The 15,351-nt window shown below is 57.6% G+C and carries 13 protein-coding genes; 5 read left to right on the top strand and 8 right to left on the bottom strand.

Features of this window, described 5'->3' with window-relative positions:
- Positions 1 to 679: 679 nt before the first annotated feature.
- The 5 genes from HMPREF2890_RS07845 to HMPREF2890_RS07825 all read right to left on the bottom strand — a co-directional run bounded on the left by HMPREF2890_RS07845 (position 680) and on the right by HMPREF2890_RS07825 (position 7,241).
- Positions 680 to 2,152: a glycoside hydrolase family 10-like protein gene (locus tag HMPREF2890_RS07845; RefSeq protein ID WP_083289901.1), complete on the bottom strand. Its 1,473-nt coding sequence runs from the start codon at positions 2,150 to 2,152 to the stop codon at positions 680 to 682.
- Between the two features lie 10 nt (positions 2,153 to 2,162).
- Positions 2,163 to 3,020: a pantoate--beta-alanine ligase gene (gene panC / locus HMPREF2890_RS07840; protein ID WP_070467403.1), complete on the bottom strand. Its 858-nt coding sequence runs from the start codon at positions 3,018 to 3,020 to the stop codon at positions 2,163 to 2,165.
- Positions 3,021 to 3,156: 136 nt separating this feature from the next.
- Positions 3,157 to 3,681 carry a hypothetical protein gene (locus HMPREF2890_RS07835; protein ID WP_070467349.1) on the bottom strand — a complete coding sequence of 175 codons (525 nt, stop codon included), beginning with the start codon at positions 3,679 to 3,681 and terminating at the stop codon, positions 3,157 to 3,159.
- A gap of 76 nt (positions 3,682 to 3,757) precedes the next feature.
- On the bottom strand, positions 3,758 to 4,660 hold the full coding sequence (locus HMPREF2890_RS07830) for a DUF5715 family protein (protein ID WP_070467401.1): 903 nt from the start codon (positions 4,658 to 4,660) through the stop codon (positions 3,758 to 3,760).
- A gap of 91 nt (positions 4,661 to 4,751) precedes the next feature.
- Positions 4,752 to 7,241: a glycoside hydrolase family 2 TIM barrel-domain containing protein gene (locus HMPREF2890_RS07825; protein WP_070467347.1), complete on the bottom strand. Its 2,490-nt coding sequence runs from the start codon at positions 7,239 to 7,241 to the stop codon at positions 4,752 to 4,754.
- Positions 7,242 to 7,607: 366 nt separating this feature from the next.
- Here HMPREF2890_RS07825 and HMPREF2890_RS07820 point away from each other — a divergent pair, with 366 nt between their 5' ends.
- The 5 genes from HMPREF2890_RS07820 to HMPREF2890_RS07800 all read left to right on the top strand — a co-directional run bounded on the left by HMPREF2890_RS07820 (position 7,608) and on the right by HMPREF2890_RS07800 (position 12,073).
- A complete protein-coding gene (locus HMPREF2890_RS07820) occupies positions 7,608 to 8,525 on the top strand; it encodes a DUF2156 domain-containing protein (RefSeq protein WP_083289900.1) in 918 nt (305 codons plus the stop codon).
- The gene (locus HMPREF2890_RS07815) at positions 8,522 to 9,085 is read left to right on the top strand and encodes a GNAT family N-acetyltransferase (RefSeq protein WP_070467345.1); all 564 of its coding nucleotides are present in this window, start codon (positions 8,522 to 8,524) and stop codon (positions 9,083 to 9,085) included. Before HMPREF2890_RS07820 ends, HMPREF2890_RS07815 begins: the two co-directional genes overlap by 4 nt.
- Positions 9,086 to 9,147: 62 nt before the next feature.
- Positions 9,148 to 10,443 carry a tyrosine--tRNA ligase gene (gene tyrS, locus HMPREF2890_RS07810; RefSeq protein WP_070467342.1) on the top strand — a complete coding sequence of 432 codons (1,296 nt, stop codon included), beginning with the start codon at positions 9,148 to 9,150 and terminating at the stop codon, positions 10,441 to 10,443.
- A gap of 57 nt (positions 10,444 to 10,500) precedes the next feature.
- Positions 10,501 to 11,004: a YbjN domain-containing protein gene (locus HMPREF2890_RS07805; protein WP_070467340.1), complete on the top strand. Its 504-nt coding sequence runs from the start codon at positions 10,501 to 10,503 to the stop codon at positions 11,002 to 11,004.
- 178 nt (positions 11,005 to 11,182) lie between these two features.
- Positions 11,183 to 12,073, top strand: a complete 891-nt coding sequence (locus HMPREF2890_RS07800; protein WP_070467338.1) for a hypothetical protein — start codon at positions 11,183 to 11,185, stop codon at positions 12,071 to 12,073.
- Between the two features lie 80 nt (positions 12,074 to 12,153).
- On the opposite strand, the gene dusB is transcribed toward HMPREF2890_RS07800, so the two are convergent.
- From dusB to clpP, 3 genes are read right to left on the bottom strand one after another with little or no spacing between them, the layout of a single operon-like run.
- Positions 12,154 to 13,137: a tRNA dihydrouridine synthase DusB gene (gene dusB / locus HMPREF2890_RS07795; protein ID WP_070467335.1), complete on the bottom strand. Its 984-nt coding sequence runs from the start codon at positions 13,135 to 13,137 to the stop codon at positions 12,154 to 12,156.
- Positions 13,134 to 14,417, bottom strand: coding sequence for an ATP-dependent Clp protease ATP-binding subunit ClpX (gene clpX, locus HMPREF2890_RS07790; protein WP_070467396.1), 1,284 nt, complete (start codon positions 14,415 to 14,417; stop codon positions 13,134 to 13,136). The genes dusB and clpX overlap by 4 nt, the downstream gene beginning before the upstream one ends.
- Positions 14,418 to 14,476: 59 nt before the next feature.
- On the bottom strand, positions 14,477 to 15,175 hold the full coding sequence (clpP, locus tag HMPREF2890_RS07785) for an ATP-dependent Clp endopeptidase proteolytic subunit ClpP (RefSeq protein ID WP_070467333.1): 699 nt from the start codon (positions 15,173 to 15,175) through the stop codon (positions 14,477 to 14,479).
- Positions 15,176 to 15,351 lie beyond the last annotated feature (176 nt).

The following is a 15,351-nucleotide window of genomic DNA, read 5'->3' as shown; positions in this document are numbered from 1 at the left end:
GGTGGGGTGAGATATAATGTGTACCATTGCAGGGCAATCACCTAAAAGGGTGATTGAAGTAGGGGTAGCGGGCTTAGACCCACCCCCGCGCACAGGCGATGGACATTGGAGTCACTTCCGGTGTCCATCGTGCTTTTTGATACAGTGGAGCTTCCGGATGTCATTCGCCTTCCGCTTGAGGAGGATACTGAGGTCTGAGAGGTTCTTGAGACTGAGTTGTTTATACTATAGTAAATACCTACCTTTGTGATGTCCGATGATCGCAATGTGGTAGCGATTGTACCTGTATGGGCGCAATATTGAAGGTTCAACTCCTTCCGGACACTTGAGGGCTGGCTTATGCCAGCCCTCATTTGATTCTCCGGAACCGTTCATTCTCTAAGCTTAGGTCATCGGTGACGCCCCAGCTCTTGACATAGTTAAAAGTGCGTCTCTTTCGTCGATAGTTGACATGGACGACTATCTTGACTACTTTACCCTTCTTGTAAGGGGTGGTCATCACTTAGCAAGTCTCGCCCGGTCTCTTATCTATTTGTCGATAGACCTTCTGAGGGTCGAGGAGCGCCTTGGTGACATAGTCGAGGTCATCGATCGGCACAGCAGCGCCCTTGGAAACTCCCCCCCCTCCCAGCACATCAAAATGCGAAATAGCCTGGTCCTATGGAGTGACGGGCGGTTTTTACTCCTCCTTGCGTTGGTAGATGGCTGCTCCACCGGGGATGTAGGCCTCGAGGCCGGTGTGGAGGTCGTAGCAGCTGATCTCGAGGGTGACGAAGCGCTCTCCATCCTGACTCCTCGGTAGCGTGATCGTCGCCGACTGCTCTGTCGTCACTGCGACGAGGTCCCGGCCAGTCGTGGTGTCGGGTAGGGAGTCAGTCGATAGGTAGATCGCATAGAGGCAGGGGCGGTCGTGATTGGCACCGCACCAGGTGAGCTTGGCGCTGTCCCCCTCGGTGGTGATCGTGAGGTCTCTCGGGTAGAGCAGCGTGCTGTCGGCACTTACTATCGGAGCGTGCGGGAGGACCGGCTGTCGGAAGCACTGCGCTGCCAGCCGGTCTCTCAGCCCGTGGCTTCGCTCGGTGAGCTGCCGGGCTCGGAAGAGTGCCACTCCTGCGAGAAGGCTGTCGCTCTGCACCTCGGCTACCTGGTCGATCACCTGCTGTGCGGGCCAGCCTCCCTCCTCCCGCAGTGTGCGGAAGGCACCGAGACCGATGACGACCGAGATGCTGAGCTTGTCCCTCCAATCTCTGAGGATGGGGCCGAAGGTGGATCCCCTGCTGTAGGTCATGGTGGCGATGAAGTCAATGGCTCCCGCCCGCTCCCACGCCAAGGGATCTTGATACACGTCTCCTCTCGCCGTCCAGCCGATGTGGGAGACGCCGGAGATCTGGTCGTACGCCCCTATCGTTGCTGCACTGAGTAGCACGGTGCTGTCGGTCTCCTCAAGCGCCTCGTGGATCCGCCTGACGATGGCGGTGATGTTGTTTCTCCGCCACTCTGCCTTAGGGAGCAGTGTGTGTGCCTGGTGGTAGTCCCGGTCGTCGGGAAAGCGTGCGGGAAAGTCGGGGTAGCGGATGTAGTCGAGCTGGATCCCCTCCACGGGGTATCTCTCCGCTATTTCTCGAGCAAGAGAGGCGAGGTGGATGCCGGTGAGGCTGTCTGCCGGGTCCATGAAGTCCTTTCCCCTATGCCGCTTGGTGTGCCCCTTGTGCTTGTCATAAAATGGAGTGACCCCTCTGAGCCTTCGTCTGTAGCTCCGGTCCTCCAGCGGCAGTGTGGTGATCCAGGCGTGGACTGTCATCCCCCTCTTGTGGCACGCCTCCACCGCATAGGCAAGCGGGTCGTACCGCTTGCCGTAGAAGCGCGGGTGCATCGGTTCGATCGCCGATGGGTAGATCACGTCGCCCCGACCACGGACTTGGAGGAAAATGGTATTGATCCCATTCTTCCTCAGCAGATCCAGCTGCTCATCCAGCTCCCTCTTCTGTGCCTCCTCCGACGAGGAGCGGGGCCAGTCCAGCCCCCAGATGGTGGAGAGCCAGACGGCGCGCATCTCGTACTTGGAGCGGGGGGCAATGGTATCTGTCTCCCCTGCCAGTGTGCCTTGTAAGGTGAGGAGGCTAAGGAGGATCAGTAGGAGGTGTCGTCTCACGGGCGGCGGATCAGAAGAAGTCTATATGGTCGATCAGTCTTACCTCTCCATCATAGACCGTGATGGCGCCGACGGCATGCTCCGTCTCGCTCCACTCGCTGATCTCTCCCAGCGTGTCCCGGTCAACGATGCTGAAGTACTCCACTCGGAGCAGCGGAGATGCCTCGATCTCCCGGACCACGAGGTCATGCACCTCGCTGACAGAGCTTCCCTCCCTCTGCGCCCTTACCCCCTCGGTCAGTGCTCGGTAGATCATCGGTGCTGCCTGTCGCTCCTCGGGAGAGAGCCGATTGTTTCGGCTGCTCATGGCAAGCCCGTCCGGCTCGCGGATGGTGTCGCATGAGATGATCTCCGGGTCCATATCGTCAGAGAGCTCGATCATCCGCTTGATCACCGCTATCTGCTGGAAGTCCTTGAGACCAAAGTAAGCCTTATCCGGCTGCACGAGCCTAAAAAGCTTCCCTACGATCCAGACCACTCCCCGGAAGTGTCCCGGGCGGTAAGCGCCCTCCATCACCTCCGCCACCTGTCCAAGGGGGAGGTCGGGTGCCTCCTCCCCCTTGGCGTACATCTCCTCGGGAGTGGGGGTAAAGGCAAAGTCTACCCCGAGTGACTCCAGCGCCCTCAGATCCTCCTCCATATCGTGAGGATAGGTGGCGAGATCGGTGGGGTTATTGAATTGGGTCGGATTGAGGAAAACACTCACTACCGTGCAGCCGCACTCCCTGACGCAGCGGCGTATGAGGCTAAAGTGTCCCTCGTGCAGCCCGCCCATCGTGGGGACGAGACCGATCGTCTCTTCCTTGTGCTCCTGCCGTACTTGGCTGAGGGCTTCCCTCAGCTGCTCCTGACTATTGATTACTTCCATGGCTATCATTCTTTCTGTTGCCGCAAAGGTAACGAGAGATTGGCGAAGAACACCATTTGACAAAAGGTCAGGAGCAAAGTCCACCGGGACCTGCTCCTGACCTTTTTATACTAAATTGTATGATTGCCTCTCTTGATCAGAAAGAGAAGGAAGCACCGATGTTGAGGACACTTACACCGTAGCCGATCTCTGCGAAGAGACCCCAGCTGGGATCTACCATATAGCGTAATCCGATCCCCGTATTGTATCCAAACCCAAGTGACGATGCCTTAGTCCCATTGATATGGCTACCGCTCAGACCGATTGCCACGAAGTAATAAGTGTCAAGCTTCGGGATAAAGTGGTAGTGCAGTCCACCACGAGGACCGACGAAGTAGGACGTACCCCCATTAAAGACATTGAGCACGGCCTGTCCTCCCAGCGTGAAGGCACTATTGTCATCCCAAAGGTGAGCATTGAGGCAGTGATCTGCGGTGATATTGATAGTTAAGCTACCGTACTGCTTGCCGGCTGCGTCCGTGTGGAGACTGCCACCCAGACCGACGCTAGCAATGTTTGTCCCGGTTTCAAAGACATTCTGCGCCTTGACATCGGTATTCCCTGCAACACAGAGTCCAAGGGCTACGACAACTGTAGCGAGGATTTTCTTTAGTGAAATCATAATGTGAAATATAAGTTTAGTGATCAGATACTTTTCTATTCTTTGGCAAAGTTACGAAAAAGCGGGTGATAATCCCTTATCTAATCGTGATGTGGAAGCAGGCTTGCTTGCGCTCGTGCTTGATGTAGCAGCGCCCATCCTCGTGGAAAGCTCTCAGGACCCTTGCCAGCAGGTGCTTCAGCTCCTCCGGCTCTATCGTCCTCGGGTCCGCCGGGTCGATCTTGTCAAAGCGCTGCCAGGAGATGTCGAGCGTGGTCCCGTAGCAGTGGGTGCTGTTGGGTGAGGCATTCCCATTTTGCTGTCTCAGCTCGCTCATATCCTCCTCTGTCCTCGTGACGCTGGTGACGATCAGTCGGTAGAGTGGCTGCGCATCCGCCTCCAACTGGTACCGAAAGGCGGCCCCGATCTCCTGAGCCAGACGCACTGCCTCAGGCACCATCAGCGGCACGGAGTGGGTCAGGTCGTCCAGCTTAAGTCCCGCTGTCTCCTTGAGTGGGACGAGGCGGTCGATTCGGAGGAGGTCCTCACGGCACTTCGCAGGAGTGATCCCGAGGCTCTGAGCGGCCTCGAGCTGTACGGGATTGAGGTCATCGAAGTCCCTCCTGAAGCTCCCGATGTAGCGGTAGGGACGCTCGCCCGGGGTGATGCTGTAAGACCCTGTCGCCGGAGTGGGGGCGTGGGACTCCCTCGGTGGCGTAAGGCTGATGAGCAGGATCGCCAAGAGGGTTATCGCAAGGAGGGGAAGGTAGTAATGGGTAACGACCGGCTTGGATGCGGAGCGGAGAAAGGCTCCCAGCCGTCTCCCAAGACGGGCAAGAAATGCCTTGCCTCTCCTACCTGTCAGCCTGAGCTCCTCCTTCCCTCCCCCATGAGAGCGTGAGGAGCGACTCCGGATGATCTCCTCCAGACAGAGGTCTGCCGGAGTCTTTCCCCGCTCCGAGAGCGGGGTGTCTGGTGATGAGTTGTGATCCTTTTCCATGCGTGATGCAAACTTAGCCAAATCCTTCGCCGAGACCTTAGTCAAGAGGGCTCAACCTCACGACCGGCATCTCTCCCTCATGGGGTGTGGCTTACTTAGTCGGGATCGTGAGTGTGGCGGCGTGAAGTCCCGGTGCTGACGCGGTGAGAGTGATGGTCCCAGGGGTGCCTGACGGTGCTACGATAGTGGTCAGCTGACCGCTGAAAGCGGGCATCGTCTTGCTCTGGAAGGGAACAATGCAGGTGGCATCGCCATTGGCACTGGCGACGTAGCACCCTGCACCGCTGACCTCAAAGGTCACCTCCGGTGTGGCGGTGGCGCAGAGGTTGCCCTGCTTGTCGACCACAGACACACGGACGTAGACGAGATGCTCCCTATCCCCCGCCGGTACGACCTCTGCCGGCTCCTCGAGAGTGAGTTGCAGCGTGTAGGGTGTGCCGGAGGTGCAGAGGCGCTTCTCCTCCCGGGGCACGCCATCCTTGTCGTACGCCACGACCCTCACCTCGCCCGGCTCATACTTCGTGTCCATCCACATGAGGCGGTAGCGAGGCAGGCGGGAGAGATCCTTGTCGGAGCTGTTATCGACCGTGATGGTGGTGTCCTTCGTCCGCTGTCCCTGGCTCTTGCCATTGATGAATAGCTCGGCCGTGGGGTAGCTGGTGTAGACGAAGATCGGGGTCACCTCGCCCACACGATCAGGCCAGTCCCAGTGGGGCAAAATGTGCAGGGTGGGGCTGTCCGCATTCCAGTGCGAGCGGTAGAGGTAGAAGCGATCCTTCGGGATGCCGGCGAGGTCCACCGCACCGAAGAGCGATGTGTGGGAGGGCCAATTGGTGTAGTACGGGGTCGGCTCTCCGATGTAGTCGATACCGGTCCAGATGAATTCACCGATATTGTAGTGGAAGTCATCGTGGCGGATGAAGTTGTCCTCCGGAAGCTCGCTCCAGGCGCAGTGCTCCACGTCGTAGCTGCTCGCCTGATGATCGGGATAGATCGCCATCGACTTACGCTCGACAGGGAACTTGTAGATCCCTCTCGACGAGAGCGTGGAGGCCGTCTCGGTACCCAGGATCAGTCGCTGTGGCAGCTTGGCATACGCCTCTGGGTAGTGCCAGGGGCGGTAGTTGAATCCGGCGACATCCATGATGGCGGCAAAGTTATTTGCCGTGGCAGGCTTGGGGTTGTCCATTCCCTGGGTGACGGGGCGGGTAGGATCCTCACGGTGAGCGATCTCCTGCAGGTAGTGGGCGACCTTGTTACCTCCCTCAGCGCCCTGCTCGTAGACCTCGTTGCCGATGCACCACATCACGATGGAGGGGGCGTTTCTGTAGTGACGGATGAGGTTGACGAGGTCGCGCTCCGCCCAGTCGTCAAAGAGGGTGCTGTACCCATTCTTCACCTTAGGGATCCGCCACTCGTCGAAGCTCTCCGCCATGATCAGCATCCCCATCTGGTCTGCCAGCTGGATCAGCTCCGGGGCGGGCATATTGTGCGAGGTGCGGATCGCATTGACGCCCATATCCTGCATCTGCTTGATCTGTCTGCGGATGGCTACCTTATTCACCGCCGCCCCGAGTGGACCGAGGTCGTGGTGGAGGCAGACGCCCTTGAAGGTCACCGGTTTGCCATTGAGGAAAAAGCCCTCGTCGGGGCGGATCTCTATCGTCCGCACTCCGAAGGTGGTGCGGTAGGCATCGATCACGCGACCGTTGTAGAGCAGTTCGCTCTTGGCAGTGTAGAGGTTGGGCTGCTCGATGTCCCAGAGATGGGGCTGCGGGATGCGGAGGTTTTGCTCGAGGACGTTGTCGAAGATCTCTGCTCCGCTGATCTCCCGGATGTCGATCACCTCGCCCTTGTAGAGGATGGTGGTGCGAAGCGTGAGAGCGTCGCTATCGGCGGGGACGCCCTTCAGCTCAGTGCGAACCTTGACCTGGGCATACTCATCGGAGACAAAGGGAGTGGTGACGAAGGTTCCCCAGTCGTCAATCCGGGTCTTGGAGGGCGACACCATCAGGTACACATTGCGGTAGAGCCCCGCACCCGGGTACCAGCGAGAGAAGTCGGTCGGGTTGTCGAGCCGGATGGCGATCACCTGCCTGGTCTTGGAGGCATCCAGGTAGGGCGTGATGTCGAGGTGGTACGAGTTGTACCCATAGGGCCAGCCTCCGGCGCGGTGACCATTGACATACACCTCGGAGTGGCTCATCGCCCCATCGATGTAGAGGGTGATGTCGCCGAGCGTGGCGGGATCCTGATAGAGATCAAAGTCATAGCGGTACCAGCCCACGCCGACGAAGGGCAGTCCTCCCGTGCGACCGGCATGCTCGAGAGCCTCCGTCTGTCCGTCCTGCGTGATGGCGACGTTTTGGCGGTCGTTCTCGGGCGAGAAAGGTCCGTAGATGGCCCAGTCGTGTGGCACCGTGATGCTCTGCCAACTCCGGTCGTCGTAGTCGGGGCGGACAAAGTCGGGACTATCCTCTCTCGTGAAGCGCCAGCCGTCAGTCAGGCGGAGCGCCTCGCGTGGGGAAGCTATGCTCTCGAGGAAAGACTGAGCCGTCGCACTGAGAGACATAAGGGTCATGAGTAGGGCGGGTAGAGTTCTTCTGATTTTCATCTATAAGTTACTGTCTGCAAAAAGGCTGCACATTTCTGTTGCGGGAGCAACGTTTCCTCAAATGTACACTAAATATCTGCAATGCGCACTTATTTCCGGTGTGGCCTTACTGAGGTGTGAGAGGGGTAGGGGAAAGCTTCACCCCCTCTGTCGGCTCGTTTTTTTTTGTTGAAATTCACTTCTTTGTAGTACTCCATAGTCGGCGTTGGAGTGCTAAGGTTCTCGCAGGTGGATTTAGCATGGGATTCTTTTAGGATTAGTCTTGTCGGGGTGGGGGGAGGACGGACCTTTTTTGTATCTTTGTTGAGAATCAAAAAAAAGAATAGCTCATTTATGTCATCGACTGATATCATCCCTTTTCACCCTGTCACCCTTGAGGATCGACCTATCTTAGAGTCCTTCTACGAGGTTAATCCCTACTTCTCCTGTGACTATACCTTCTCCAATCTCATCGGCTGGAATCATGTCTACCGGACCGAGATCGCGGTACATAAGGGATTTCTCTTGATCCGCTTCTGGAATGAGGAGAATAAGCGGCACGCTTACCTCATGCCTGTCGGTGCCGATGACGCCCGCCTGCGTGAGGTGCTGCTCGATATGGAGCAGGATCAGGCTCGGCTGGAGGAGAAAAACCTGACGATCATGGGGGCGACGCCCGAGGCGGTACAGGCGCTGGAGGCGATCCATCCGGATCAGATGGTCACCCTTGACAATCGAGACTTTTCCGAGTACATCTACCTTCGGGAGAGTCTGGCGACCCTCTCGGGCAAGAAGCTGCAGTCCAAGCGCAACCACTGCAATCGCTTTGAGCGGACCTATCCCGACTGGAGCTACGAGGAGATAACGGAGGAGTCGCTGAGTGAGTGTATGGAGGTGGAGAACGAGTGGTACCGCGAGACAGATACCACGGAGGGGATGTCTGATGAGCGGAGGATGATCCGCTTTGCTCTTGAGCACATGGGCGAGATCGGTCTCATGGGTGGGCTCCTGAGGGTCGAGGGGAAGGTGATCGCCTTTACCCTCGGTATGCCTCAGAGCAGCCGTTGCTTCGACGTCAATATCGAGAAGGCCGATGTCGCCTACGATGGTGCCTTCACAATGATCAATCGGGAGTTTGCCCGCCGGATCCCGGAGCAGTACACCTACATCAATCGTGAGGAGGATATGGGGCTCGAGGGCCTGCGGAAGGCTAAGCTCTCCTACAAGCCTGAGATCCTCCTCGATGAGTACACTGTGGTCCTCAATCTATGATCTGCCTGCGCCCCTACGACGCCTCCGATGAGGCGCTCCGAGCCTCCATCCTCACCCTCCTCTCCGACGCCTTTGGGGAGGAGGGGACGCCCTACTACGAGCTGGCAATGGATCATCTCTACGATGCGGATCACACCTTCCTCCTAAGCGAGGAGGATGCCTCTCTCGTCGCAGTGGCGCTGGTGGTGGACTATGTCGATCCTACCGATGGACGCTGGGCGTACCTCTACAGCCTCACCACTCGGGAGGATCATCGGGGTGAGGGGCTGATGTCCCGACTCTATCGGGAGGTGATGGAGCCGAGGCTGGTGGAGCGAGGCTACCGAGGTGCCTGCCTCGTACCGGCGACCTCCTCGCTTGTCGGCTTTTACAAGAGTTGGGGATTTAGTCTGCTGCGAGCGGCAGACGAGTCCATGCCGATCACACCCGGGAGGCGGGCGACAGACTATCTCCTCACTGCCTATGGACAGTCCTGCATTGATAATCCGTTGCCCTTCCGGATGATCAAGCCTTTTGGCCATACGGACGACTCTTACCGCTTAATTTCACCTCTGGACTGAGAACCCTTTCTTTTTGATGCGAAAAGCCTACCTTTGCAGAAATTCAACGAACATAACGACTTATGAACTTTATCAAAGAGCTCGAGTGGCGCGGGATGATCCACGATATGATCCCCGGCACAGAGGAGGCGCTCCAGAAGGGGATGGTCTCCGGCTACGTAGGTATTGATCCTACTGCAGACTCACTTCATATCGGTCACCTGGTGGGCATCATGATGCTCCGACACCTGCAGCGCTCCGGTCACCGGCCCATCGCCCTCATCGGTGGCGCTACCGGTATGATCGGTGACCCCTCGGGTAAGTCCAAGGAGCGCAACCTCCTCGATGAGGAAACGCTGAAGCACAATCAGGCCTGCATCAAGAAGCAGCTGGAGAAGTTCCTCGACTTCGACAGCGATGCCGAGAATGCAGCGGTGCTTGTCAATAACTACGACTGGATGAAGGACTACAGCTTCCTCGACTTCATCCGCGATGTCGGTAAGCACATCACGGTCAATTATATGATGGCGAAGGAGTCTGTAAGGAAGCGTCTCGAGGCAAATGCCATCGAGGGGCTCTCCTTTACCGAATTCTCCTACCAGCTCCTCCAGGGGTATGACTACCTGCACCTCTATCAGACGGAGAATGTCCGTCTCCAGCTCGGTGGCTCCGACCAGTGGGGTAATATCACCACCGGTGTGGAGCTGATCCGTCGCGTCCTCGGTGTCAGTGATGCCCTCGCAGTCACCTGCCCGCTGATCACTAAGGCGGACGGGGGGAAGTTTGGCAAGTCGGAGAGCGGCAACGTCTGGCTCGACCGTCGCTACACCACGCCGTATAAGTTCTACCAGTTCTGGTTCAATGTCTCCGACGAGGATGCCAAGAAGTACATCCGGATCTTCACCGACCTGACCAAGGAGGAGATCGAGGCGCTGGAGATGGAGCACGACAAGGCTCCCCATGAGCGTCTCCTGCAGCGACGTCTGGCGGAGGAGATCACCGTGATGGTCCACTCTCGCGAGGACTACGACACGGCGGTGCGGGCGAGCGAGATCCTCTTTGGCAACGCCACCAAGGAGACGCTCAGCAGCATCGATGAGGAGACATTCCTCTCGGTCTTTGATGGCGTGCCGATGGCGGAGGTCTCCAAGAGCGACCTTGATGGCACGACCGGTCTGCTTGACCTGCTGGTGAGCAAGTGTGGGTTCTTCAAGAGTAATGGAGAGCTCCGCAAGCTGATCCAGAGCGGTGGTATCAGCATCAATAAGGAGAAGGTCAGCGACTCGCAGTACATGCCGACCGCCGACGACCTCGTCGAGGGCTCCTATATGCTGATCCAGAAGGGCAAGAAGAATTACTTCCTCGTCCACGCCGTCTGATAACCACTATGATCTGAGCTTAGAGCACGTTACGATTACCAAATAGTTTTTTATAAGATGAATATGTACAGGAGAGTTGCTTTTTCGCTGCTTCTTTTCGTTCTGTCAGCATTGAGTTGCTTTGCCGACGAGCCCACTGCCCCGCGCTCGGCTGCTAATATTGCGTACCGAGACTCTGTCGTCAGCCTCCTGAAGGATGAGGGGTTTGTCCCGTCTGTAGATGAAGATGGTGACATTTGGTTCAAGAAAGAGGGTGATAACTTATTAGTTTCCGTTCAGGACGATACGGCTCCGTTTTACGTCCAGATTACCTACTACCTGTCATCAAAAGGTATGGATGATCAAGTAGCTTTGCTTAAGGCGGTGAACAATATCAATCTCAATTGCCGCTGCGTTAAGTGTGCTATGGACGACGATAACGGCGTAGTGCTGCTCTCTGTGGAGACCTACAATAATTCCGCTCAGGTGTTTATGGACAACTTTGTGACTTACACAGATCATCTGCTTCTGGCAGGCAGGTTGCTGGCAGGTGCCTATGATCCGGATGGCTCAAAGAAATAGAGCTTGTCAGAGTGCGAGTATTGACCTTTCGTTTGTGATCTGAAGTAGGTTTCGCTAAAGCTCATACAATCGGGGGCTGTGTCTATGCAAGACACAGTCCCCGGTTTTTTTATCCCTCTCGGGGATATTTGTGTAGCTTTGGGGAGTTGATGGTCTGATTTGTAATAGAGCATAGCTTATGGAGGAGCAAAAGAAACTCGATGAGGCGCACGGAGATCACTGGCAGATGGTGATGGATCCTCAGGACTTCCTTGCGGAGCACTTGCAGAGTGTGGTCAATACGGCAAAGCTCTGGCGGAGGGGTCGTGCCTCCGTCAGTGTCGATGAGGAGGGCACCCCTCAGGACGACACGGAGGTGGTACTGATGCAGCACGACCAGGGCTGCGGTGTCTCAGTGGTCATACCGCTGGCGAGACCACCTAAGGGTGATGCCTGGAGTCTGATGTCTTTCTATCCCGTCCCGCACGGGATACCGATGTATGTGACCGTCACCGAGGTCTACCCGTGGAGTAATGGTCTGGAGGCCTATGTGACCTGTGAGCTGTCGGACGAGCGGGTGCTGACTTTCTTTGCGGCAGACTATGGGGTGAGGACTGATCTCTACCTCCCCGGCCATAGGATCCTGATCGAGTATGCCGCCCTTGGTACAGCCCTCCAGAAGCCGGAGAAGGACAGCATCGTCTATGAGGGGGAGAGTGCCAATGATATGCGCTCTAAGTTTGGCCAAGAGCCGGAGTTTGGTTCCGATGGCTCGCCCGCTCCGATGGTTATCAGTCTCAAGCATCTCACCGCCTATATTGGTGCTTACGATAGTGATCCCTCGCTCTATCAATTTCAGTCGCCGGTACTCTCAGAGGGAGGGAGAGTATTTAAGCCTGCCGGGTCATTTTATGGGGAGGACTTAGTGAGCTGTCAGCTCTACTTAGAGTATGACTCGGACTATCCGGGCAAGGGCCCATTCCTGCCACTCTACGCTAAGCGAGAGGGGCTGCCGGATCTCAGCCCCGGGGATCCGCTTATGGGGTTGATCTGGCTGGTGTGCACCGCCTCCGACTCCTCGGCACTGTAGCTTACGGCTTACAAGAACAGCATAGGGGGCTGCCTCATCTCCGAGATGAGGCAGCCCCCTACTTTTATTGATGATCCTACTCAGTCGGGGATGCGGGTGATGGCATCGTCGAGCAGGGCAAAGAGGTCGGCCTTCGTCTGAGCGCGCAGGATCGCCACGCGCTGTTGCTTGAAGTCCGGGATGCCCTTCAGCAGAGGAGTGATCGCCAGGTGGCGTCGCATATGGATGATCCCCCGCAACTCGTCCCCGATGCGCTCGATATTCTCCTCGGTGAGCTGCTTGAGGCAGTCGAGGTACCACTCCTTGGGGTGCTGCGGCTTGGGCTCGCCGTGGCGCATCGCCCTGATCTCCTCAAAGACCCACGGCTGACCGATCGCACCGCGACCCACCATGACGGCATCGACGCCGGTCTCCTCAAATCGCCGGTGAGCCGTCTCTCCATCCGTCACATCGCCATTGCCGATGATCGGGATGGTGACGCGCGGATCTGCCTTCACCGCCCGGATCAGGGACCAGTCCGCATCACCCTTGTACATCTGTGAGCGGGTGCGTCCGTGGATCGTCAGGGCGGCGATGCCACAGTCCTGCAGCTTGGGTGCCAGGTCGGTGATGATGAGGTCGTTCTTGTCCCAGCCGAGGCGCGTCTTCACCGTCACCGGTAGGGAGACCGCCTGCACGACTGCTCGGGTGATCTCGAGGAGTCGGGGCACATCGCGCAGGAGACCTGAGCCGGCCCCCTTGCCTGCCACCTTCTTCACCGGGCAGCCAAAGTTGATGTCGATCAAGTCCGGTACCGCATCGGCGGCTATCCTTGCCGCCTCTGCCATCGTCTCTGCATCACGCCCGTAGATCTGTATCGCTACGGGGCGCTCATCCTCGTAGAGCTCCATCTTGCGCATCGTGCTTGGTATGTCCCGCACGATCGCATCAGCGTTGACAAACTCTGAGTAGACGAGAGCCGCCCCCATGCGGTGACACATCCGGCGGAAGGGGTGATCGGTCACATCCTCCATCGGTGCCAGCACCACCGGGCGCTCTCCTATGTCTATCGTCCCGATCCTCACGCCTCTGTCGCTATGCTCTCCAGGTCGGTGGCGCGGAAGTGCTCCCGGGCGTAGTCCAGGGTGAGGTGAAAGGTCCGCTTGCGCGTAGAGGGTAGCTCAAACATCGCATCGGTCATGATCCCCTCAAAGATGCTCCTCAGACCTCGGGCACCGACGGCAAAGTCGATCGCCTTACGGACAATGAAGTCGTACACCTCCTCATCGATCGTCAGCTTGATGCCGTCCATCGCAAAGAGCTTGGTGTACTGCTTGGCGATCGCATTCTTCGGCTCCGTCAGGATCTGCCTCAGCGCCTCGGGGCTCAGGGGGGTGAGGTAGGTGAGTATCGGGAGACGCCCGATCAGCTCAGGGATCAGCCCGTAGCTCCGGAGGTCTGCCGGGGTGACGTACTTGAGCAGGTCGTCTCCCTGCTCCCGCTTCTTCCCCCGAGTGGCGCTGGCATAGCCGACGGTGTGGGTATTCATCCGCTGTGCGATCTTCCGCTCGATGCCCTCAAAGGCTCCACCACATATGTAGAGGATATTCTCCGTATTCACCACCACCATCTCGGCATCGGGGTGCTTGCGTCCGCCCTTGGGCGGGACATTGACATCCTCACCCTCGAGGAGCTTCAGGAGACCCTGCTGCACCCCCTCGCCACCCACATCTCGGGTGATGGAGGGATTGTCGCTCTTGCGGGCGAGCTTGTCGATCTCGTCAATGAAGACGATCCCGCGCTCTGCCAGCTTGACATCGTAGTCGGCCGCCTGCAGGAGTCGCGTGAGGATGCTCTCAATGTCCTCGCCCACGTAGCCCGCCTGAGTGAAGACGGTGGCGTCTACGATGGTAAAGGGGACCTTGAGCATCCGTGCGATGGTGCGGGCGAGGAGGGTCTTGCCGGTACCTGTGGGGCCGACGACGATCATATTGCTCTTGTCGAGCTCCACCTCGTCCAGTTCCTTGTCATCCACCCGAGCTTCCTCGCCATTACCGAGGATGCCCCGGCTGTAGAGTCGCTTGTAGTGGTTGTACACCGCTACGGCAAGGCTCCGCTTGGCAGCCTCCTGACCGATCACATACTTATCCATGTAGGCGACGATCTCGGTAGGCTTGGGGAGCTTGTCAAAGGTGGGTGCCGTGTACTTCTCGTGTACGGCATCGGTCTTCTGTGACGCCTGAAGGGCCGTGTAGACCGCCTCTGCACACTCGTTGCAGAGGTAGCCGACGGGACCTCGCGCTACGAAGTCGACCATGCTCTCCGGTCGACCGCAGACGCTGCAGAAGTGCTCGTCACCAAACATCCACTCATCGTCCCCTCCCATGTCTGTGTCGTGAGAGGTCGGTTTCTTACGCTTTGCCATTACTTCTGCTCCTTGCTCTTGGTGAGCACCTTGTCCACGAGGCCGTACTCTCTTGCCTCCTCTGCCCGCAGCCAGTGGTCGCGGTCGGAGTCCTTCTCGATCTGCTCGACCGGCTGGCCGGTATGCTTGGCGAGGATCTCGTAGAGCTCCTGCTTCACCTTTAGGATCTCGCGCACCGTGATCTCCATGTCGGAGGCTTGTCCCTGGGCCCCGCCGAGCGGCTGATGGATCATCACGCGGGAGTGGGGGAGAGCAAAGCGCTTCCCCTTAGTCCCTGCCACGAGGATGATCGATGCCATGCTGGCAGCCATGCCTGTGGCGATGGTGCTGACGTTGCAGTCAATGTACTGCATCGTGTCGTAGATCCCGTAGCCGGCATAGACCGAGCCGCCGGGGCTATTGATATAGATGGAGATGTCCTTGCCGGGGTCGCTTGACTCCAGGAAGAGGAGCTGCGCCTGGATCACATTGGCAACATAGTCGTCGATGGCAGAGCCGAGGAAGATGATCCGGTCCATCATCAGTCGGCTGAAGACGTCCATCTGGGCGATATTGAGCTGTCGCTCCTCGATGATGGTGGGATTGACGTAGCCGCGAGAGGCTTCGGAATTAAACTTCGTATACTGATCCAGCGCCAGCGAGTTCATCCCGAGGTGCTTCGTGGCGTATCTCTGAAATTCGTCTGAGTAATTGCTCATATATATAGTCGTATAAATTGATTATCAAGAAGAGTGTGGCAAAAACTGAGCCAAGCCTCTACTTCGGTATGGCAAAGGTACCAAAAAGTGCCCCCCTCTTTTTCCCCTCCCCCTCAGCCGTTTCTCTAATACCGATATTAGATTATTCTTTTACCGGTATTAGAGCGCACTAATAT

The sequence above is a fragment of the Porphyromonas sp. HMSC065F10 genome (genome assembly GCF_001808555.1).
Classification (GTDB): domain Bacteria; phylum Bacteroidota; class Bacteroidia; order Bacteroidales; family Porphyromonadaceae; genus Porphyromonas_A.
This window is presented reverse-complemented; position numbering and strand designations above follow the sequence as displayed.

Bases quoted from the DNA above. Each gene is read 5' to 3' on its own strand.
- panC (WP_070467403.1), bottom strand. From the start codon at position 3,020: ATGGAAGTAATCAATAGTCAGGAGCAGCTGAGGGAAGCCCTCAGCCAA.
- HMPREF2890_RS07835 (WP_070467349.1), bottom strand. From the start codon at position 3,681: ATGATTTCACTAAAGAAAATCCTCGCTACAGTTGTCGTAGCCCTTGGA.
- HMPREF2890_RS07830 (WP_070467401.1), bottom strand. From the start codon at position 4,660: ATGGAAAAGGATCACAACTCATCACCAGACACCCCGCTCTCGGAGCGG.
- HMPREF2890_RS07825 (WP_070467347.1), bottom strand. From the start codon at position 7,241: ATGACCCTTATGTCTCTCAGTGCGACGGCTCAGTCTTTCCTCGAGAGC.
- HMPREF2890_RS07820 (WP_083289900.1), top strand. From the start codon at position 7,608: ATGTCATCGACTGATATCATCCCTTTTCACCCTGTCACCCTTGAGGAT.
- HMPREF2890_RS07815 (WP_070467345.1), top strand. From the start codon at position 8,522: ATGATCTGCCTGCGCCCCTACGACGCCTCCGATGAGGCGCTCCGAGCC.
- tyrS (WP_070467342.1), top strand. From the start codon at position 9,148: ATGAACTTTATCAAAGAGCTCGAGTGGCGCGGGATGATCCACGATATG.
- HMPREF2890_RS07805 (WP_070467340.1), top strand. From the start codon at position 10,501: ATGAATATGTACAGGAGAGTTGCTTTTTCGCTGCTTCTTTTCGTTCTG.
- HMPREF2890_RS07800 (WP_070467338.1), top strand. From the start codon at position 11,183: ATGGAGGAGCAAAAGAAACTCGATGAGGCGCACGGAGATCACTGGCAG.
- clpX (WP_070467396.1), bottom strand. From the start codon at position 14,417: ATGTTTGGTGACGAGCACTTCTGCAGCGTCTGCGGTCGACCGGAGAGC.
- clpP (WP_070467333.1), bottom strand. From the start codon at position 15,175: ATGAGCAATTACTCAGACGAATTTCAGAGATACGCCACGAAGCACCTC.